General features: G+C 46.7%; 17 protein-coding genes. 5 read left to right on the top strand and 12 right to left on the bottom strand.

What is annotated here, in order from left to right; all coding sequences use genetic code 11:
- Nucleotides 1–307 precede the first annotated feature (307 nt).
- A complete protein-coding gene (locus SP90_RS04530; RefSeq protein ID WP_066853051.1) occupies nt 308–1,195 on the top strand; it encodes an outer membrane beta-barrel protein in 888 nt (295 codons plus the stop codon).
- A 247-nt stretch (nt 1,196–1,442) separates the two neighbouring features.
- Here SP90_RS04530 and SP90_RS04525 read toward each other — a convergent pair whose 3' ends face one another.
- The 6 genes from SP90_RS04525 to SP90_RS04495 form a co-directional block, all read right to left on the bottom strand.
- Nucleotides 1,443–3,116: an FmdE family protein gene (locus SP90_RS04525; protein WP_066853050.1), complete on the bottom strand. Its 1,674-nt coding sequence runs from the start codon at nt 3,114–3,116 to the stop codon at nt 1,443–1,445.
- Nucleotides 3,117–3,145: 29 nt separating this feature from the next.
- Complete coding sequence (fdhD, locus tag SP90_RS04520; RefSeq protein WP_066853047.1) at nt 3,146–4,024, bottom strand: formate dehydrogenase accessory sulfurtransferase FdhD; 879 nt, start codon at nt 4,022–4,024, stop codon at nt 3,146–3,148.
- Nucleotides 4,025–4,040: 16 nt separating this feature from the next.
- Entirely contained in the window at nt 4,041–4,976 is a 936-nt protein-coding gene (locus tag SP90_RS04515; protein WP_066853045.1) for a formate dehydrogenase accessory protein FdhE, read from the bottom strand.
- A 61-nt stretch (nt 4,977–5,037) separates the two neighbouring features.
- Nucleotides 5,038–5,766, bottom strand: a complete 729-nt coding sequence (locus SP90_RS04510; protein WP_066853043.1) for a 4Fe-4S dicluster domain-containing protein — start codon at nt 5,764–5,766, stop codon at nt 5,038–5,040.
- A gap of 45 nt (nt 5,767–5,811) precedes the next feature.
- Nucleotides 5,812–8,853, bottom strand: coding sequence for a formate dehydrogenase-N subunit alpha (fdnG, locus tag SP90_RS04505; protein WP_157471186.1), 3,042 nt, complete (start codon nt 8,851–8,853; stop codon nt 5,812–5,814).
- 198 nt (nt 8,854–9,051) lie between these two features.
- The gene (locus tag SP90_RS04495) at nt 9,052–9,450 is read right to left on the bottom strand and encodes a winged helix-turn-helix domain-containing protein (RefSeq protein WP_066853038.1); all 399 of its coding nucleotides are present in this window, start codon (nt 9,448–9,450) and stop codon (nt 9,052–9,054) included.
- 485 nt (nt 9,451–9,935) lie between these two features.
- On the opposite strand from SP90_RS04495, the gene SP90_RS04490 reads away from it, so the two are divergent.
- Nucleotides 9,936–10,409, top strand: a complete 474-nt coding sequence (locus SP90_RS04490; protein WP_066853036.1) for a pyridoxamine 5'-phosphate oxidase family protein — start codon at nt 9,936–9,938, stop codon at nt 10,407–10,409.
- A 127-nt stretch (nt 10,410–10,536) separates the two neighbouring features.
- Nucleotides 10,537–10,986, top strand: coding sequence for a YhcH/YjgK/YiaL family protein (locus SP90_RS04485; protein WP_066853035.1), 450 nt, complete (start codon nt 10,537–10,539; stop codon nt 10,984–10,986).
- A 200-nt stretch (nt 10,987–11,186) separates the two neighbouring features.
- On the opposite strand, the gene SP90_RS04480 is transcribed toward SP90_RS04485, so the two are convergent.
- Nucleotides 11,187–12,278, bottom strand: coding sequence for an SEL1-like repeat protein (locus SP90_RS04480; RefSeq protein WP_066853033.1), 1,092 nt, complete (start codon nt 12,276–12,278; stop codon nt 11,187–11,189).
- A gap of 674 nt (nt 12,279–12,952) precedes the next feature.
- Here SP90_RS04480 and SP90_RS04475 point away from each other — a divergent pair.
- Nucleotides 12,953–14,170, top strand: a complete 1,218-nt coding sequence (locus SP90_RS04475; RefSeq protein ID WP_066853031.1) for an outer membrane homotrimeric porin — start codon at nt 12,953–12,955, stop codon at nt 14,168–14,170.
- Between the two features lie 266 nt (nt 14,171–14,436).
- Here the strand turns inward: SP90_RS04475 and SP90_RS04470 are convergent, their stop codons facing one another.
- From SP90_RS04470 to SP90_RS04455, 4 genes are all read right to left on the bottom strand, one after another.
- Nucleotides 14,437–15,102 carry a response regulator gene (locus tag SP90_RS04470; RefSeq protein ID WP_066853029.1) on the bottom strand — a complete coding sequence of 222 codons (666 nt, stop codon included), beginning with the start codon at nt 15,100–15,102 and terminating at the stop codon, nt 14,437–14,439.
- Nucleotides 15,103–15,240: 138 nt separating this feature from the next.
- On the bottom strand, nt 15,241–15,867 hold the full coding sequence (locus tag SP90_RS04465) for a TetR/AcrR family transcriptional regulator (RefSeq protein ID WP_066853027.1): 627 nt from the start codon (nt 15,865–15,867) through the stop codon (nt 15,241–15,243).
- A gap of 353 nt (nt 15,868–16,220) precedes the next feature.
- A complete protein-coding gene (locus SP90_RS04460) occupies nt 16,221–16,556 on the bottom strand; it encodes an AzlD domain-containing protein (RefSeq protein WP_066853025.1) in 336 nt (111 codons plus the stop codon).
- On the bottom strand, nt 16,535–17,272 hold the full coding sequence (locus SP90_RS04455; RefSeq protein ID WP_066853024.1) for an AzlC family ABC transporter permease: 738 nt from the start codon (nt 17,270–17,272) through the stop codon (nt 16,535–16,537). Before SP90_RS04455 ends, SP90_RS04460 begins: the two co-directional genes overlap by 22 nt.
- Before the next feature lie 121 nt (nt 17,273–17,393).
- Between SP90_RS04455 and SP90_RS04450 the strand changes: the two genes are divergently transcribed.
- The gene (locus SP90_RS04450; protein ID WP_066853023.1) at nt 17,394–18,836 is read left to right on the top strand and encodes an aminotransferase-like domain-containing protein; all 1,443 of its coding nucleotides are present in this window, start codon (nt 17,394–17,396) and stop codon (nt 18,834–18,836) included.
- Nucleotides 18,837–18,923: 87 nt separating this feature from the next.
- Here SP90_RS04450 and SP90_RS04445 read toward each other — a convergent pair whose 3' ends face one another.
- Nucleotides 18,924–21,053: a methyl-accepting chemotaxis protein gene (locus SP90_RS04445; RefSeq protein WP_066853021.1), complete on the bottom strand. Its 2,130-nt coding sequence runs from the start codon at nt 21,051–21,053 to the stop codon at nt 18,924–18,926.
- Between the last annotated feature and the right edge of the window lie 189 nt (nt 21,054–21,242).

The raw sequence follows: 21,242 nt of genomic DNA, 5'->3' as shown, positions 1-21,242 counted from the left end.
TTAATGCATGGTTAAAAGGAGAGAACAATGTTTACCTGTGGTTAGATTATACAATTCAAAATTTACGTTCGGTGACAATCGTTGGGCTGTTTATAAGGATACATTCCATGAAAAAGGTAGAATTCGAGAGGCTGTAATGTTTTTGAACTAAACATTTTTCATAACCATTCCATAACGATACTGCTGCTACGCTTTCTTGAATCGTAGACAAACATTCAATGCAATAATGAGGAGCAGTAGTGTGGGCTTGCTAAAATCAAGAAAGGGATTGTTATGGTATGCAGTGTGTATTTTAATAAGCATATCTATGGCACTTCCTGCTGTTGCAGAAGATACGGAACTTGAAGATGAGCAGTTCAGAAATCTGAATTACGATAAAATTCAAGAGGTAGAAGATGATGACGGGCTGGGCCTTCAATTCTCTGCCAACGGCAATTACGTTGCGAAGTCAGAGTTTAATAATTCAGGGGCGGCATTTACACAGGGGGGCATAGGCTTTCTTGCTGCATACAAGATGTTGAGTTTTGAATTTCAACAAACCCGATATTCATGGACAGATACAGAGAAGCTTAGCTTCGGGCGGGATAAGTCTCATGATCCATGGAAGTATCTCAATTCTATGGGTGTAGGGCTGAATATTCCCTACGAAATTAACGATACATGGTTTTTGGCAGCAAATTTAGGGGTAAGTTCTAATTTTGAAACAACTATTACTTCAGACTCCATGGAATATTCGGCAATGGGACTGGTCGGATATGCGATAACGGATAACATTACGCTTTCTGTTGGTGGAGGTGTGGGTAGAAACGGTGTTAAAACTGAATTTATGCCGTATATCGGCCTCCAATATGCTGATGACACATGGCTCGTGGCGCTCGGTTTCCCTGAAGCGATTGTGGAATATACGCTGAATGAAGAGTGGACGTTCAGAGCGGAATACGGTTCTACCGGAGGGCGCTACAAACTGTCTTCAACAAGTGCAGCAGAACGTAACGGGTTTGCGGATATCGAAGGAAGTTTCGTAGGTCTGTATGCAGATTGGAGCATAACTGAAAATATGTTGATCACAGTCGGCCCTGAGTACCATTTTGCACGTAGCATGCGCTTGTATGACAAGGACGGGCATAAAGTGGGAAATAAAAGCAAACCGAAAAATGCTTTTGGTGGAACAGTGAATCTTTCATACACGTTTTAATTTTTGTCCATTCTTCTATCTCTGGTGTTGCCGGTTACGCCTTCAGAATCCCCCCCTTGACGTAGCTACTCCGGCAGCGATTAGGATGAATCAGAGATAGAAGCACAGGCCGGCTTGCCGGTCTCCCCGATAGAAAACTCGAGTTGAGTTTACTTCGATCAAAGGGGCTCAGACGTCTGAGCCCCTTCTCCGGGTAGGTTTTCAGCGTGCCGTTGAATACCTTGCCATTCTAAATCCATTTTCCGGATTATTTACCGAACGGACATTTAGGGAATGAGCAGTTTGCACAATTCATACACATGCTGCCTTCTCCCATAGCTGCAAGTTCTTCTCTGGTTATTTCAATTCCTGCTAATAAACGGGGTAGAAGAAGGTCGAGACTGGTGTGTGTAAAGAATAAGGCACACGCAGGTACCCCCAGCAACGGGATAGATCCGATTTTTCCTACAAGTGTCATTGCGCCGGGGAGAATTGGAGCACCATAAAGAAGATTACGCGCGCCCGCATCAATAAGTCCTTGTCGTGTCACGTCATCTGGATCAACAGAAAGTCCTGCCGTGGTTATGATGATATTGCAGCCTGCCTGAACAAACTCCTGAGCAGCATTAGATATTGCCGTGCGGTCATCCGGCACAATAGTTGAGCACTGAATATCCCCTCCCAGTGCAAGGAGTTTTTTGTGGATAATGTTATGGAACTTGTCTTCAATAACCCCGTTGTACACTTCGTCACCAGTTATGAGGACACCGGCTTTTGCTGTGACGAGCGGAAGAACTTCAAAAAGCGGTTTTTCTTGAAGCCGTTGCAAGGCCTGTTCAAATTGAGGGCGCTGCAGATAGAGTGGGATAGCCCGGGTACCGGCGATGTCGGTTCCTTTGCGTACCAGCGTGTTGCCGTTGCGTGATGCAGCCATTACCCCTGCGCACATATTAAACCGCTTCATGCCCTCGGTATTGACTCGTAACAAACCATTACGATCAGCCATCAGGGTTACTTTCCCTTCATGAGGAGCGTCTTTAGGGCACACACCAGTGCCGCACATGGCTTTGGAAAAGGCTTTTGCACAGGTATCTTCATGTACCCAATCGTTGCCTATCTCTGACTCCGCAATGTAGACGTTGTTTTTGCCCATTTGTTGAAGGCGACATAAGTCCCCTGCGCCAAAGGTGTCACCGCGTTTAAAGGCAGCCCCCTTGCTTGTTCCCGGTACGATGCTGGTCATGTCATGCACTGCATTTTTGCCTATGGCCGTGTCTGCAGGGATAGTCCGTAATTGTTCCGGTACCGGAAAGACAATGTCTTCTGGCGTAGTAAGTGTGGCACATCCAGCATACGGGGATTCTCCCTGACAGGCTCTGCATACTGCACCGTGGGCGGAAGGGTATGGCTCTCCGCATGAGGAGCAGGGAATAATGGAACCTTTGCTGCGTTTAATCAGCTTCGGTTTAGGGATAGTGATGGGGGTAGAGGAGAGAATATCTGCTCCGTACCATCCTATTTCTTTGCGTAACCTGTCTGAGTCCTGTTCCTGTTTCGGCTTTTCTTTCATGAGCCAAACCAGAATTTCTGAGTCTTGAGGGATTTTTGTGATGTCCAGCCAGACGCGCACCCCTTCCCCTGTATGTTTGTCATACAGGCTCATGGCGTATCTGCCGAGATTGAGTACATTCATCCAGCCGTTGCCGATGGTACAGGGAGTAAGCATCTGGATTGCGTCCGGCAGACACCACGTGGTCTCTGAAATGGCTTCGTACAATGTTCCTTCCGGCATGTGCTTGCGAGCTTCTTCCACCATGTAGCCGCCTATAAGCAGACCCGGAGCAGGATAATTGTGGAAAAGTGTGGCCATATCTATAAATTCATCAAAGGTGTGGGCACCTATGTTTTTAAAAGCAGTGGAGAGGTCGTGAGCTTGAGCCATTACGTTGCTCCAGTTGGTAATGTTGTGGGTTATGAAACGTAGGTAACAGGAAGTGCGTCCGCCATAACATGTGGCTCTGGCGATGAGAGCCCGAGGCGTTCGCTGTGGGAGTAAATGTTCATTCTGCCGTTGCGTACAAAGCCGAGAAGAGTTCTGTTGGTCTGTTCTGCCAGTTGTATTGCAGAGCTTGTCACAGCGGAAAATCCAGCAACTACCTGAGCGTTAACTGCTGCTGATTTGCGTACCATTTCATGACTGACACGTGAGGAAAGCAGAATAAGACGGATGTCAGCAAGATAGCCGGACAGCATGGTCTGCCCGATGGATTTATCAAGCGCGTTGTGGCGTCCCACGTCTTCACTGTAGGCAATAAGAGAAAGGTGCTTATCGTACAGCGCACAAAAATGTGTTGCGCCGGTGTTTCTGAAAAGCTCCTGACATGCCTCGGATTCTTTTTGCAGTGAATGAATCTGGGCAGGGGTAAGAACAAAGTCATTATCAACGGTTGCAAAATCTGATGAGCACATGCAGGAGCTGTTTTGATAGCAGGAACTGCTGATACGGACGCCCTTGTTTTGCAGTAATTGATACACACGGTCTTTGCCGCCCTTCATTGCAAGAGCGACTTCGGCTTCTTCAGGGAGCGTCTTATGATAAAGAAGAGACAGTTGTTCCGGATGGGTAACAAGCTGTTCGGTAATACAGAATCCAAACGCCAGAGCAACCTCGTTACCCGGTGTACACTCCAGTCTGGCTATGGGCACCCCGTTGATACTGATGACAAGGGGATGTTCTATAAGAATCTGATCATCAGACGGATGTGCTTTTTGTTCGCGATACCGGAGTATTGTACGGGTAAGCATTTGCCGGAGCGGAGAGGACGTTGAAGCTGCGGAAAGTGTTGTCATACGGTTTCCTGTTACACTAGAAGGTGTTCCAAAGAGTACGGACAAGAGGAGTGAGCTGTTTTTGTGCAGCCTGCATATCCAGATGAATCAGTGTAAGCGGTGCTACTGAAAGGTCGGGCGTCGCAGTGGTGTTTCGCAGGTCAATATTGTTGAGGTAGGTGTTGCAGCTGTTGCAGTATTCAACACGCTCTCCAGTGTTTCCATCTACATGAAAGTAGTGGATGGCACCGGCTTCGTCGTTGTTACATGCAGGGCAGGTGCCTCGGCGGAAGTGCCACTGATGTGAGCAGGTGGAGCAGTGCAGCATTTTTTTACCACCCCCGCCCGCGAGAAATTCTGACTGGTCTGCATCTGGGCGTTGGAGGATACTGATATCAGGGAAAGAACCGCATACCGGACAGTACGCTTCACGCCAGAAAATATTTTGTACAGTTTCTTTATGTACGTGTACGTAAGCACTCAGCAGACAACTGAGCATTTGCTGAGATATAAAGATGAAGACTGCGTATTCAATATTGGCTTTCTTCGCCTGTGCTTGTAACATAGACTCATTGGAATTCAGCAGCGCGTCAAATAGTGATTCAAGTGAGAGCTGCTGTGTATCAATAGCTTGTTCGAAAAGCGTAATTGAAGATTCCAGAGAAGAAATGTTTTTTAGATGAACGAATACTGTTTCCTTGAGCTTTGGATAACAGGAAGCTGCCCATGTTGCGTTGCTGTCGGAAAGAACCGGTACACCGTGTTGTAGTTTTTCTTCGTTGATTACCGGTACTGGACAGTTTGTGTCCTTTGCCAGTTGTTCGGCAAGCGATGCAATGAGTTCTGCACGGATAGAATACAGTTCAGAAAAATGCTCAATAAGTGGAGCAAGCGCAGGGTGGCGTTCACATGCGGTATGGATGGTTTGCGCTACCGAAAGAGGGGCGCTGGAAGAAGGGGCAACGTTTGGCATGTATGTCTCCTGTACAGGATAGGGAGCGACCCGAAGGCCGCTCCTTACAGTTCTTCAATAGCTAGGATTTAGATACAGATGTCAAAGAGGAACGCACGGAAGCAAAAAGCTGCTTGCGTGTGTTACGCGCAGGAGCTTGAGCTACCGCTTTGGTATGGTAGCGTTCCGGTGCTTCAGCAAGCAGGTAGATGACACTGACATCTTCCTGATCTGCCAGCATGGCGTTGGGATGATCCTTTTTGACTTTTGCAAGACGCTCTTTAGCAAGAGCCAGCATTTCGCTGCGTTCTCCAAAGTTCATGGTGCCTGTAGGGCATGCAAGTACACATGCCGGAAGCATTCCTTCACGAACTCTGTCTATACACATGACGCACTTGGCAGGACGTTTTGTTTTCGCATCCCAACGAGGGATATCGTACGGGCATGATTCCCGAACGTAATCCAGATCCTCGGTGGAGAATTGCGCCATTTTGTCCGTAAAGATAACTGCGCCTGTGGCTTCATCTTTGATAACGGCACCTTCTTCCACTGTATCAGCCGCACCCTGACAAGGTGGTTCGATACAGTGACGGCACTGATCCGGGAAGAAGTTCCATGTGATGGTCTCTCCGTCCAGATGCTCGTTGAAGCGCACCAATTTATAGTTGTTTGCGTTCAAATCAGGTGGATTCTGATGAGTGCCCACCTGCTTGGTTTTATTTGCCGGAAGCTCGTACCATTCTTTGCAAGCAAGCTGGCAGCCCCGACAAGCCGTGCACCGTGTGGTGTCTATAAGAAAGGCTTTTGACATGTTCTTGCTCCTTTACTGTTGCTGCCTGTGCAGCAAACGGATGATCTACATTTCAATTTCAGTAAGCTTGTCTGCTTTACGGATATTGACGCAACTAGCCTTGTATTCTGGGATAGTTGTATTCGGATCACCTACAGAAGGAGTAAGCCTGTTCGTAGAATCACCTGTTCCCGGTGTGGTCCAGCCGAAGCAGAACGGCATGCCCACAAGATGGACAGTTTTGCCTTTTACTTTTAGCGGACGCATACGCACTGTTACCATTGCAATGGCTTCAACTTTACCGCGAATACTTTCCACGATGACACCGTCACCGTTTGCAATGCCTTTTTCTTCTGCCAGCTCAGGGCTCATCTCAACGTACAGTTGAGGTTCGGCTTCAAGCAGGTTCGGCACGTTTCGTGTTTCACCACCGCCACACCAGTGTTCTGTAAGGCTGTATGTGGTGAGAACAATAGGGAAGTTCGGGTCAGCAGGTTTGGCAAGTTTATCCATGGAACTGTCCACAAACTTGTAGACCGGACTGCTGAGCTGTTTAGAGAACGGATGCGAATCAATAGGTGTTTCTACCGGTTCGTAGTGTTCCGGAATTGGACCGTCTTTTCTTCCCGGGCCGAAAATCTGTCCGTGTCCATGTTTGCTCATGATGAACGGATGCTTGCCTTTACCACTGGAAAGAGGTTTCCAGCCGCCGTCCGGCACATCGCCTACCCATTTTTTACCGTCCCATTTGATAACGGCCTTTTTAGGGTTAAGCGGCATACCGTCTGCATTTACGGAAGCTCTGTTGTAGAGGATACGGCGGTTTACAGGCCAGCACCAAGCCCAGTTCGGGTACAGGCCGATATTTGCCTGCATTTTTGTTTGCTGAGGATTACGACGTTTGGCTTTGTTTCCGCCTTCTTCTGTGTAGCTTCCGGTGTACAGCCAGTTAAGAGACATGGTGGAGCCGTCATCACTCAACGCGGTAAAGGATGGAACCTGCTGTCCTTTTTTGTACTTTGTGCCTTTGACTACGGTGTCCTTGGTGAACTGGCCGTTGATAAGGCGTGTCCAGTACTCGGGATTGTATGTCTTCGGCCAGTTAAGCAAGGTAATTGCTTCCGGCAGTTTGCCGCCTTCCTCTTTGTACAGTGCACGTACTTCATTCATCATCGGTACAAATGCAGCACCGAAGGAGCGTGCGTCTGCTTCCGGCTCAATGGCTTTGTCATGCCAGCCGAGCCAGCGACCGGAGTTGGTTACTGTGCCTTCTTTTTCTACACGGTGTGCAGACGGCAGGAGGAAGACTTCGGTTTTGACTTTTTTAGGGTCAACACCGGGACGGTGCCAGTTGTCTGTTGTTTCTGAGTGGTGCAGCTCCTGCGTTACCAGCCAGTCCAGATTATCCAGCGCCTTACGTACTTTGTTCGAGTTCGGCACACTGTTCATCGGGTTCAGGCCAATGATGAAACCACCGGTAATCTCATTGTTGTACATGCGGTCGAACAGGAACATGTAGGAGTGGTCTGCGCCTTTTTCAATTTTTGGAAGCAGACCGTAACAGTATCCGTTTTTCGCAGTAGCATTTTCGCCGTACCAGCCCTTCAGCAGACTGGTGAAGTATTTCGGCTTATGCTGCCACCAGTTGGCACTATGGGGATCGGTTGAAACAGGGGTATTGGCTTTATTGTATGCATCATAAGTCTGCCAGTCGGCACGCGGCATAGCCATGTAGCCCGGAATAATATGATAGAGCAGAGTGTGGTCAGTAGACCCCTGAACATTCGGCTCACCGCGAAGGGCGTTAATACCGCCGCCAGCCACACCAATATTACCGAGAAGCAGCTGGAGGATAGCTGCACTGCGGATGTTCTGTACGCCTACAGTGTGCTGGGTCCAGCCAAGGGCGTACATAATGGTACCGGCTTTATCCGGGGTACCGGTGGAGCTGAAGGTGGAATACACTTTCTGCAGGTTGTCTTTGGATACACCTGTCACTGAAGATACGTTTTCGATGTTGTATCGTGAGAAGTGTTTTTTCAGCAGATTGAAAACACAACGCGGATGTTTAAGAGAAGGATCCTTTTTAGGAACTCCCTTGGAATCAAGGTCGAATTTCCACGAGCTTTGGTCATAGGTACGACTCTTCGGATCGTAACCGCTGAACAGGCCGTCGTTAAATTCAAATCCCTCACTCACAATGTATGAGGCGTTTGTGTAGTCCACCACGTAGTCTTTGTAGTACCTGCCGTTTTCAAGCACATAGTTGATCATACCGCCCATGAACGCGATATCTGTGCCCGAGCGGATAGGTACATGGAAATCGGAACGGGCTGAGGTACGGGAGAATTTAGGATCAACATGCATTACTGTTGCCCCTGCATCTTTCGCTCTCAATACCCATTTAAAGGAAACAGGATGGTGTTCAGCGGCATTACTGCCGATGATAAGGATGGAATCGGCATTCTTGATGTCGATCCAGTGGTTTGTCATAGCACCACGTCCGAACGACTCTCCCAGAGCCGCTACAGTTGCGCTGTGTCAGATACGTGCCTGGTGGTCCATGTGGACAACACCGAGGCCGCGCATTGCTTGGTGAATAAGGGCACACTCTTCGTTGCTGGCATGCGAAGTACCAAGCAGGAACATGGAGTCCAGACGGTTGACTGTCTGTCCCTTATCATTCTTTTCAATAAGTTCTTTGTCTCGAGTGTCTTTGACCCTGCGGGCAATTTTGCTCAGTACCCAGTCCCAGTCTTTTTCTTCCCATTTTTCACTGTACGGAGCACGGTACAGAGGCTTTTTAATTCTGTGCTCGTTACGTGACATGGAAAGCAGTGCGGCACCTTTAGCGCACAGTGCACCTTCGTTGATAGGGAAGTCCGGATCACCCTCTGTGCTGATAAGCTTGCCATCGCGGACATGGGCGATGATGTGGCAGCTTACAGAGCAGAAAGGACAAATCGTAATGACTTCCTTTGCACCTTTAGTTTTGAGGGAAGTCGCGTAGGCTCGCGCTTCCGTCAAATCAAATCCCAGCTGGCTCAGAGACAGACATGCTACCCCTGCGCCTGTGAGTTTAAGGAATCCTCGCCGCGTATAACTCATGCGTCGACCTCCTGTTGCAGATAAAAAAACAGCACTGCGTACATACAGTGTTCAGGGCAAATCATCACATGTTGCATGATTTTTTTGCAATAAAAATATTTTAATTCAATATGTTAGTATTAGCATTGTGATGGACGCACCTCTCCTGTCCGTGTGTCCGGTCCATGCCGACACAATCCACTGTATGAAAAATATATATTAGTCCTTTGAAATGGCTGGAGGAGGCAGGTCTTTTATCGACCAATATTTATCCGGTGCATATCCAAAATGCTCTGTTGCTGATGCCAGAGCATATTCTTCGACACTGGAAAGCCATTCCCTATACGAGGTGATGAGGTGTTTTGCGGCTGTGCTGAGCTGGGCAGAAGAACCTTTACCTGCTTGTTGCTCCAGCAGCTTGACTCCGAGAATTTGTTCAGATGCTTTTATTTTACCCCATGCTGCCCGGTACGACATTCCAAGTGCCTTGGCAGCAGCACTGAGCGAGCCTGTATGCTGTATGTATTCGAGCAGCTGTAATCGTCCTTGCCCCATAAGAACCCCGGCTGAGGTTTCGAGCCAAAGATGAATACGCATTGTAGGAGCACCCGTTGTCATAGTTCTTCCCTGTGTGAAACTTTGTGTTGTTATGCTCGATTGGATATAACAAATTGCTAAAAAGGGTAAGGGAAAAAGAATTAGGTTCTATTTGACACCAAGATGTGTAACTCCTTTAAATACGGGGTATTCAAGAGTGGTCGTGAGTGTTTTTATGTGCTTGTGTTAAATAAAACATAGCGGCAGTTGGTTGTTGGACGCATGTAGAAGATAGGGGCTGTTGAAAACGTTTTTTTGTAGAATTGAGACCAAGCTGCAGTACCAATAATGAGAAGATGTCAGGAGGGATGCATATAGAGGCAATTGTGAGCGCCTGACTTTTTCGAAATGACGCTGCAATGTGCGGGTCTGTAGTAATTTGAGACCTATGTCTTTTTAGACATAGGTCTGGCGGAGGAACTCTAAAATAGTTGCAATTATCTTTAATGCATAAAAGCATGGATGCTCGTCCAGAGAAGTGAGTAATTTGATAGCAGGAGGGACTAATGCGAAAGAGTGATGGAGATATTACCAGCCCGGAAAGCATTGAAAGGGTGCTGAGCAGTGTTTCAGTTTGCCGGTTGGCAATGTGTGTGGAGAATACCCCTTATGTGGTGCCATTAAATTTTGCCCATGAAGGGACGACTGTTTGGGTGCATTGTGCAAAGGCTGGGAAGAAAATAGATATCCTTAAGCAGAACCCTGTGGTCTTTTTTGAGGCTACCCGCGAAGGAGCCTTGATACCTTCGGCTGTTGCCGGGAATATTTGTAAAAGTGACTTTTCGTACCAGTGCGTTATGGCGGAAGGTGCTGTGACATTTATCGAAAATGAAACAGACAAAAGAGATGTGCTCAATAAAATATGTGTAAAGTACTACGGGCATGCGGGAGAAATGCCGGCTGCGTCTGTACGTGGGACATGTGTTATGCGCATAGAATTACGGAATGCTACTGTTAAGCAGTCAGGTGAGTGGAAATAAAAAAGTTGTTTGGATGTAGTCTACCAGTGAATAGCAGGTAGTTTTGAGTGAAGAGAGGTGTGTTGATTCTGCATGTTGTTTGAGGCAGGGTGCAGCAGGCTATCTTTTTACGATAAGGAACAGATGAATGATTGTAGATATTCTCGAAAACATAGATACCTATGAATGCCTCTCACCACATTTTGCAACTGCGTTTGAGTTTATGCGACGCACTGATTTGGCGACGCTACCTGACGGGCAGTATGAAATAGATGGGCGCACTGTTTTTGCTACTGTCTTTCGTGGGCAGGGAAAGAAGGCCACTGAAGCAAAAATGGAAGCGCATAATGAATATATTGATATTCAGTTTGTGCTGCAAGGTACTGAAAAGATGGGCTGGAAAGCTCGCAGTACGATGAGTTCCGTTGCAGAAGAGCCGGAAGAGTATCCTGATGTCTTTTTTTATGATGAGGAACCGGTAAGCTGGAGCACTGTTCAGTCTGGAGCATATGCAATATTTTTTCCGGAAGATGCACACATGCCGTTGATATCAGATGGTGAAATTCACAAGGTGATCATCAAGGTTGCTGTCGCATAAGTCATAACTTGAGGCTGTTGATAAAATTTATTGGAGAGCTTGAGTAACTCTGTGCAGCGCAAAGCACAAGAGATGCTTAAGCAAGCGAAGCATCGTAGCCATTGAGCGTATTTGATTCTTTCAAAGCAACGTCGCAATGTGCGGTTTATCATTAATTAAAAAACGTGCACGTATTTTGAAATACGTGCACGTTTTGTTTTTTATTCGGCTCTCAGAGGCGAAGAGTCGCGTACTGCGCTCTTCGGGGGGATCTCTGGTGATTTATACGTACTGATTTCATTAAGAGCTGCGCGCTGGCCTTGGCGTGCTGCTTTTTCGATCCAGTACACAAATTGCTTTGTATCTTTTTCTACACCTTCACCATACTTATAGCACATGGCGATGCGGAATTGTGCATCTTTATCACCTTGCTTTGCAGCTTCAAGATACAAAAATGCGGCTTCGGCGAGGTCTTGTCCGACGGAATTACCTGTCCGGTAGCGTTCTGCAAGGTTGTACTGCGCAATGGCATGTCCTTGTCTGGCGGCATGGTAATACCAGAATGTGGCTTTTCCTTCGTCCTTAACCACACCTGTACCTGTTGTGTAGTAGTAGCCCATATTATTCTGGGCAACAGGATCACCGTATTCCGCGGCCTTGGCGTACCAGATGATTGCTCTGTTAAGGTCGGACTCAACACCTTCACCACGGGCATAGCATGCTGCTACATGAATATATGCTTCTTCGTAGTGCTGGTCTGCGGCGCGCTTAAACCAATAAAAAGCTGTAGCCAGATCATAATCAACATCAACACCTTTTGTATGAAAACAGCCAAGCGCAAACTGCGCCATGGCATTTCCGCCTTCTGCTGCAAGGGAGTACAGTTCGAGCGCGCGGGGAATGCTTTGCTCGATGCCGTCTCCGTATTCATAACAGCGGGCAACTTCTGCAATAGCGTCCGGCTGTCCTGTGACACGTGCGCGATCGTACCACTGGAGAGATGTTTTACTGTCTGCATCTACGCCGTGCCCGTGGCGGTAAATGTAGCCCAGTTCCATTTGCGCCTGATAGTAGCCTTGCTCGGCTGCTGCAATGAAAAGGCGTAAACCTTTTTCCTGATTTTTTTCAGTACCCAGACCCCAGTAATAACAGGTACCAAGGTAGTACAACGCCTTCGGGGTTCTGTCTCTTGCTAGTGATTCAAACAGAGAAATAGCTTGTTCATATTCTTCTCTGTTGTACGCCGTCAGGGCTTGATCTAGTGAGGATGGCTGGGGAGCTTGAGCGAAAATTTTTTTTACGGAAGATAACACGGGGGAACTCCAGTCAATAATAGGGAATGTCTCGAGTCAGTAAAAGCGTGTCCCTGCATTACATGGCAAAGTCCATATGGACAAGATGGAAACGTGCAGGAGTACACTACTGCGGGGGATGTAAGAAATTAGATGTAAAAAAAAGTTGTGTTGTCAACTTAAAAGCTGTGCATTTTTTTAGCTGGGGAAAGTTGTGCTGCGTGATGATAGTCCTGCTGAATGTAGTGATAATGCGGTTTACAAGGAGTATGTCTACGTGTTTTGGTCTAGTTGTATCATGAAAAAGTACTAGAATTGACTTTAGTCAAATCAAGGTAATTGATGATGCAAAAACGCAGGAGCGTGATAGACCAGAACCAGAGAAAACGATGTTTAGTTCTATTATATGTTTTCGGCTATATTTCTGAAAACATAAGGGTTAAAAAAATTGTTTTTGCGTTTTGGGGAAAATTCTCGAGAACGTTTCCTTTGCATGACTAAGAGCTTAGCCACTCTTTTTCATATATGAAACTCACCGCAGGGTCGCATTGTCTTCGTTAGCCGCGAAAGAATAGTGTGGAGCCACCTTGTAACAAGAGTTTCATCTTCGGCTGTATATTTTTTACCCATTGGGTACAAAAAATTGAACAGCCACTGACTTTGGACATTTAGTGAATTTAAGAAGGAAAAATTTTATGAAACGTATTATCGTTCTCGCACTTGCTGCATGCATGGTGCTTGGTGCTGCTTTTGGCGCATCTGCTGCTGAGTTTAAAGCTACTGGTTACCTCTACACAGGTTACGATTACCAGAGCATTGACGCTGGTAAGAAAACTAACGACTTCTCCCAGCGTTTCCGTTCCCAGATCGACATCGTTGCTTCTGAGTCCCTCTCCGGTACCGTATTCTTCGAAATCGACCAGACTTGGGGTAAGCAGAACGGCAAAGTTGGCGGCGGTTCCGGTGGTGGTCTCGGTGCTGACGGTGTTAACATCGAAACCAAACGTGCTTACATGACTTTCATGCTTCCAAGCACTGTTGTTAAAGTACGTTCCGGTATCCAGGGTCTTTCTCTCCCAGGTGCTGTAATGGGCTCCCCAGTTCTCGGTAACGACGTTGCTGGTATCGTAGCTAGCGCACCAGTTGGTAACGTTAACGTTACTGGCTTCTTCGCACGTCCTTACAAAGGCACAACTTCTAAATCTACAACTGACCTCTTCGGTGGTATCCTCTCCGCAGATCTCGGTGTTGTTTCTGTAAGCCCATACTTCATGTTTGCTAACAACGGCAAACAGTCCCCAGTTGCTAACGGCAAAGAAACTCAGTGGTACGGTATCGCTGTTGAAGCTGCTCCAGTAGAAAACCTCACCCTCGCATTCGACGGTGTATACGGTAAATCTACTAGCCTCGACGCTGGTTACTTCCTCGCTGGTAAAGCTGCTTACGCAACTGACTTCGCAGTTCCTGCATTCGTTGCTTGGTACGGTTCCGGTAACGACAGCGACGGCGAAGGCATCATGCCATTCGCTGGTGGCGACAACAACCTCAACGCAGCTCCAACTACTCTCGTAGGTTACGGTGCAGCTGCTACCTCTACTGATGCTACCTTCGGCAGCGCTATCGGTAAATGGGGTGTTTCCCTCCAGGCTTCTGAAATCACTTTCATCGAAAACGTAACTCACACTGTTCGCGCTACCTACCTCCGTGGTACCAACGACAGCTCTAAAGACATCGAAAGCTGGGGCGACGACGACTCCGCTTACGAATTTGACTTCGTAACTGTTTACGCTGCATACCCTAACCTCGACTTCATCTTCGACCTCGCTTACGCAGGTACTGATTTCGACAAAGGCACTGCAAAAGACGTAGACAACGTTTTCAAAGCTGCTGTAGGCGCAAAATACAACTTCTAATCTAGAAGCTTCGTTTTCACAAAGTCAGTGTGCAACAGCCACTCCAAGGGGTGCCCATTTGGGCACCCCTTTTTTGTTGAGTCATCATCAGGAGGCATTGGAACACGCCAAAAAGCCCTGCTACAAATTCTGTAGCAGGGCTTTTTGGTGATCGGTGAGATAGGCCACCGTACTGTATAGTATGATAAAAGGGATCGAGGAGCTAGATAACCAGCTGGTTTGATCCGTTGTAGCTGTCAGGGTGAAGAAGCAGTCTGTTGCCACGGTTAGGTAAGTGTGGAAAGTCCCTTACGCAGAGCGTACAGAGTTGCCTGCACTCTGTTTGACAGATGAAGCTTGGTAAGAATGTTGTTCATATGTGTGCTTACAGTAGCTTCGCTCACAGTAAGCTCTGTAGCAATTGTCTTGTTTCCTTTCCCTTCAGCAACAAGCTGCAGAATTTCTACTTCTCTTGGAGTGAGCGGATGAGATTCAACATGCTTAGGCTCACCCGGAGTAGCAATAATGGAAAGTGCTTCAAGAGCAATAGATGGTGTAAACGCAGGTTCTCCCTGATTTACCTTGCGAATGTACTGGGCGAGTTCTTCAGCCGCAATGTCTTTAAGAAGGTAGCCCATGGCACCGGACTTGATGGCTGAGAAAACAATGTCTCCAGATGTGTTATTGGTCAGGATAATGATCCTGCTGGACAGGTTAAGCTTTTTGAGCTCCTGACTTGTCTGCACGCCGTCCATGACAGGCATGCTGATATTCATAAGGATAACGTCTGGAGTGAGTAATTTTGCCTGAGCAAGGGCATCGTTTCCATTGGATGCTTCACCAACAATGGACATGTCAGCATGCTTGGAAAGGCTTTCACGCAGTCCTATTCGAAAAATTTCGTGGTTGTCTACAACAAGGAGGCGTATTGGTCTGAGAGAGCTGTTGTTCATGTGTAAGTCCAGCTAAGTAAAAATAGAATAAAGTGTGTATCATCTGTCAAATGGAAGCTGGTGTACTGGTCAAATTACACGCAGTATCCATATTATACGAAGGCAGAGGTCAGGCCGCGTTCGTTTGAAACAGTAAGGTTATTTACTGATTCCGTTTTCAACTAAAGCAAATATTTCTCGTATTTCTTCTTCTGGCGAGTGTGTGCATCGGGTCAGGATGCGTCGCACTATAGAGCCTTCAGTCGCGTCTGTAAGGTAATAAGCCGTCAGTTCAGCATTGAGCGGTCGAAATTGCTTGCTTTGTATGCCGTCTTCAAGAGTTTTGATGATGACTCTTATTACGTCCCAGTACGTTGATCGTCTGGTTTTGAGATCAATCTCTGTAAGCTGACCGAAAGCGCCGTGAAGTTCACAAAATAACTCGGGAGCATATTCACAGTGCTTGAACGAGGCAATGAGGTATTGCCGGATTTTCTCAAGCGGTTCGATATCCTTTTTGTAAATATCAAAAATTATTTGATTCAGCGGCTCATAATAGCAGTCTAAAATGGAGAGCAATAACTCTTCTTTACTGGAAAAATGCCTGTACAAAGAGCCTTTTGCAATTTCAGCATGCTCTGCAACCTTAGCCATGGTGAAACATTTTAATCCAATTGTTTTAAGGATATGAATGCCACTTTTCTGGATTCGGTCGCGGGCTGCTTTTTCCGCTTTTTCATGTCGTGTTGTTTTGTACTTCAAGGTGTAATTTTCTCGCTTGATCATGCTGTGAATCAAAATTCACAAAATGACCGTTAGTCATGGTCATGGATTTTTACGAAGGCTGATTTGTAAAGTCAACCCTGCGTTAGAACTGAACAGTGTTTTTCCGTAGATATAATCTATAGGTTCTTAAGAAAAAATGAAGATTTTTTGAGTCGGATTCTGGTTTCTGCTCGTAAAAAACAAGTAAGCCTTGCCAACATATCTGTTGGCAAGGCTTACAAGATTGCATGCATAAACATGGCGAGAGTCCGCATGACTATCTGGTTAACGAAAGGGACGGATTGGGTGAATCCGAGGTGTTCATGCACTGCAATTTGACGGATGGGTGACAAATAACAAAATGTTGAGGCTACTTACATAGACAGAACATAGCGCCATCCGGCAATAACGATCATTCCTGTGAGGATTGTTCCAAAAAAGCTTTTTGTGCGCATGGCAACAATAAAGACTGGGATGGAAGACCACAGGTATTTATTGTCAAAAGAAAATGAAAGTGAACCGTCCTGAATGAAGAGAGAAGGGGCCAGCAAGGCACTGAGAATTGCTGCCGGTACAAAGCTGAGCCAACGGGTCACAACTTCAGGAAATTGTTTGTTTGAAAGTAAGGCAATTGGCAACAGACGAGGGATATATGTTACAGCCATCATGCCTACGATAGTGAGAAAAATTATTTCGTGCGAATACTGCATAACACTACTCCTGTTGTTGCGCCGATAATAGCAGCAAGGATTACACACAACTGTTCAACACCGGCAAGGTAGAGCAAGACAGCTGTTATGGCAGATAGAAACGCAACAATGGCATGCATGTTTGATTTCATCTGCCAGATGAGCAGGAGAACGAACATGGACGGAAGTGCGTAATCAAATCCAAGAGGTTTGATGTCCGTTATCAGGTGTGAGCCATAGACTCCGAGTAGCGTGCCGAATGACCAGCAGAAATGCGCGATGCAGTTCAGCGTGATTGCCTGCACTTCTCCGAAGTGATTCCGGTCAATGTTAGCCATATGAATGGCGAAGCTTTCATCAATGAGCTGAAAACTGAATAACAGCTTGCGTGTTAAACTCATTTTTGAAAGATGCGGAGCTATGGCAGCTGACATAAGGAAGTGCCGCAGATTTACAATAAACGTTGTGATGATGATTGTGATAGGCGACATGGCGGCTGCAAACAGACTGACAGCAATAAACTGTGATGATCCTGCTAATACAAGAATAGACATGAGAACTGTTAGATAGCCGGGAACCCCATTCTTAGTAGCCAGGACGCCGAATGCAAAGCCGACAGGAATAAATCCGATAATGATGGGAATGGATTGTTTGATGCCGTCCGCTATATCGGCGCGCAAGGTACTGGTTGTGCTCACGATAGAAGTGGCTGTGTTTTCAATTGCTTCGCTTTGCATATTTTCTTCCTTTTGTGTGCTTCGATCTGCTTGAATAGAAACACAAAATCTGACAACATGACAGATGCAGATTTTACAAAAAACGATAAGTACAGATTGCTGAAAAACAGACAGGTGAGCTATGCAGGCAGTATCCAAAGATTTTAAGTACCAGAATCTTGAACATTATTTGCGTGATATGATTGACTCGGGCAGATTTGCGGTAGGTGAGAAGCTTCCTTCGCTCCGTGAGATAAGCCAGAAAATGCACGTATCTCTGGCAACAGTCACGCATGCCTATATGGAACTGGAGAAAAAAGGGATAATCGAAGCTCGCCCGCGTTCTGGATATTACGTTCGTCAAAAGACTGCTCCGCTACCTATCCCTGAGTCACCGGAACATGATGTTCAGATGGGTAAGCTGAGCAGGATACAGCTTATCCAGACAGTACTCGGGATTGTGGGTGAAAAGGACATGCTTCCGTTCGGCTGTATTTGTGCAGACAGCTCTTTGCTTCCGCATAAGGCAATGGCTCGGATTATGAATTCAGTCCTCAGAACATACGGACAGGATGTGATGGGGTATGAGTCCATTCAGGGCAATTCGCTGCTACGTAAACAGATTGGCTGGCGTATGCAGGAACACGGGTGCCGAGTTACCGGTAACGATGTCCTTGTAACCTTTGGTGCAATGGAAGCACTGTATCTTGCTCTTCGTTCTACAACCCGTCCGGGGGACAGTGTTGTTATTCAGTCCCCAACGTATTTTTGCTTTTTACAGTTGCTTGAAAACCTTGGGCTGAGAGCTATTGAAGTGGCATCCAGCCCTACGCACGGCGTTTCTCCGCGGGATTTGGACAGAGCCTTTTCCAGTTTTAATATTGCTGCGTGTATTCTGGCACCCAATTTTAATAACCCTGACGGGGCGGTAATTCCAGATGAGGCCAAGCAGGCTATTGTAGAATTATGTGACAGTCACAACATTCCACTGATTGAAGATGATGTTTCAGGTGATTTGTACTGTGATATGGAGGCGCGACCGCGTCCGCTTAAATCGTACGATACAACAGGGAATGTTATTCACTGTTCATCATTCTCCAAAACTATTTCAGCCGGTTTCAGGGTTGGATATATGCTTCCGGGAAAGAAACTGGATAAGGCGCTGGAAATTAAGGCGACAACAAATGTTTCCTGCACAACTCCTTTGCAGCTTGCTGTTGGAACGTATCTGGAAGAGGGTATGTATGACAGGCATTTACGAAAGTTGCGCACTGCTATTCAAAACCAGAGAGCAGTCATGCAGCAGTTCCTGCCGGAATATTTCCCTGAGGGAACAAGAGCGACACAGCCGAAAGGCGGTGGAGTGTTATGGGTGGAGCTGCCTAAAAAGGTTGATGGGACAAAGCTGTTTTTTGATGCGAAAAAGCATAATATTAGTATTGCGCCCGGTGCTATCTTTTCTACGAGCGAGAGTTTTACAAACTTTGTTCGTCTTTCCTGTGTAGGTTTTTGGAACGAGGAGATGCAGGCGGGGCTGAAGACTATCGGGAACCTTGCTCAGCAACAGATTGATCAGAGCTCATAATTATCCAACGTATTGGACGTTACAATATGCTGATAGGCAAAGCCCCTGCCGGAGGATGAAGTTGGCAGGGGCTTTGCTATGTATGCGCTATCCTTGTTGCAGATTGTGCATCATATTTTTAAGTGAGTCAGATACATCCCCCAGTGTGCAGACCGAGGTTTCTGCCTGCTGCATTTTGTCAGCAGTGACTGTGGAGATGTGACTTATTTCATCTATTGCCTGAGTAATTTCTTCGCTTGCTGCTGATTGCTGTTCCGCAGCAGTGGCGATCGCCCGAACCTGATCTGTTGCAGGGGTAACTTTGGATACAATACGGTCAAAAGCTTCACCGGATTCTGTAACAAGCTGAGTTGCCTCTTCAACAGCGACAGCAGTGTTGGACATGGCATCAATGTTCTGCTGTGTACCGGACTGAATGGTTTGGATAGCAGTTCCAACACGGCTGGTTGCTTCCATGGTGTTTTCCGCAAGCTTACGTACTTCATCAGCAACAACAGCAAATCCTCGTCCGGCATCACCTGCCCGTGCAGCTTCAATGGCAGCGTTCAGTGCCAACAGGTTCGTCTGGTCTGCAATGTCACTGATGACATTAAGAATATCGCTGATAGATTCAACCTGTTCACCCAGCTGTCCCATTTCTTTTTTCAGATGTTCGCTGAGGGAATGGACGTTCTGGATTGTGGAAACAGATTTTTCAACAACAACCAGACCGGATTGTGCCTCATGGGAGACTGCTTCCACACTTGTGGCAGCTTCAGAAGCGTTGCGCGAGACTTCCAGAATGGTACTGTTCATTTCTTCCATAGCCGTGGCTGTTTCACTGTTTCGCGTATCTTGCTGAGCAACGCCTTCAGACGTGGTTTGAATTTGTGTTGTTAGCTCTGAAGAAACAGTGGTCAGGTTCTGCACAAGGACTTCAAGCTGGCCTGCTGCTGCAAGCTGACCATTCCGGTGCGCCTCTGTTGCTTCCTGCTGCGCTTGTTCGGCTTTTGCCGTTGCTTGTTCAGCCTCTTCTGAACGAAGTTGCACTTCTTCCAGATTATGTTCAATTTCTTCTATATTTTTCCCAAGAGTTTCAGCCATGCTGTTTACAGCATGCTGCATGTCTGCAATTTCATCTTGCCCGTGCGGGTGGCAGCGAACAGATAAATCGCCTTCAGCAATTTTAGTAATGACTGAAGAGGTTTCAATGATCGGGTTGGAGATTATCCGGACAAGATACATAATAGCTGCCAGTGCAATGAGGAGGCCGGCGACACCTGTGATGAGCAGTGTATTGGTAATCTGGTCTGCTTTGGCAAGGACAATGTCCATAGGGACAGATAAGGAAACAACCCAGTTCTTATGGGCATTACCCAGAGTAACAGGAACCAGCACCCGTAAGTCTGTATCAGTTTCGCTGATGGTAACGCTGCCGCGCATTGCATTTTGCAGTAACGCGCTGCCGTCTTGAATCAGATCTGCGTACGGTGTTCCAAGCAGTTCCGGGGCTTGAGTTGCCGCTTGGATGGTGCCGTCAGACGCGATGAGGCTCATTTTGCAGTTCCCGTTGAATGCCTTGATGTTGTTCACAATGTTTTTGAGGAAATCCGCAGATAAATCCACACCAACAACACCTATTGCCTTGCCGTTTACAAGAACAGGTATGGAAAGGCTGGATACACTGTATTTGGAACCCCCAGTACTTGTGTATTCTGTAACGACGGTGGCGGCTTCTTCTTTGGTGTCCCTGCTGTAGGTATACCATTCACCGTTAAGGTCAGTGCAAGGGGCTAATGCCAGTGCACCATCTGACTTACTCCAGTAGGGAATGAATCGCCCGTCAGCAGCGCTGAACTTTCCGTCATTTGCAAATTGTGCATCTCTTCCATCGAAAAGCTGAGGCTCGGTCGCCATCCATACGCCGTACAATTTGCTTTGTTTGATAGCGACCTGCTGCATGATGCTGGAAAAACGCTCACGGTCAGGTGAATTGTTGTACGCAAGTAATCCTTCAACTGTATTTGCCAGTGTACGCGCCACTGCAAAGCCGTCGTCAAATTCCTGCTTAACAAGTAATGCCTGCTTCTCTGCTGCATCCTGTGTAATGACTCTGGCAGCTTCAATAGTTGCAGTACGTGTAAAGTTGATCGTGACAGCGAGTAAAGCTCCGATGAATACAGTAGAACTTCCTGAAATAATAAACAGAAGTTTAGTCTTGAGTGATTTGAATTGCATAGCTCCTCCGTCAAATGAGGCTAGAAAGTATTCATTACGAGAGTAAGGCAGATTGTAGAATTACGTATGACAAATAAATACAACGTATTGCGTAGTGAGTATGTTCTCTCATTTACTAAAGTGTTCTCTCAATTCTCTTCGGTGGACAATATTATGTCTTAAGGGGCATGAAGCATGTTTTACAACTTT

The sequence above is a fragment of the Halodesulfovibrio spirochaetisodalis genome (genome assembly GCF_001672295.1).
Taxonomy (GTDB): Bacteria; Desulfobacterota; Desulfovibrionia; order Desulfovibrionales; family Desulfovibrionaceae; genus Halodesulfovibrio; species Halodesulfovibrio spirochaetisodalis.
Note: the sequence above shows the minus strand (reverse complement) of the source record. Positions and strands in the feature narration are given on the sequence as shown.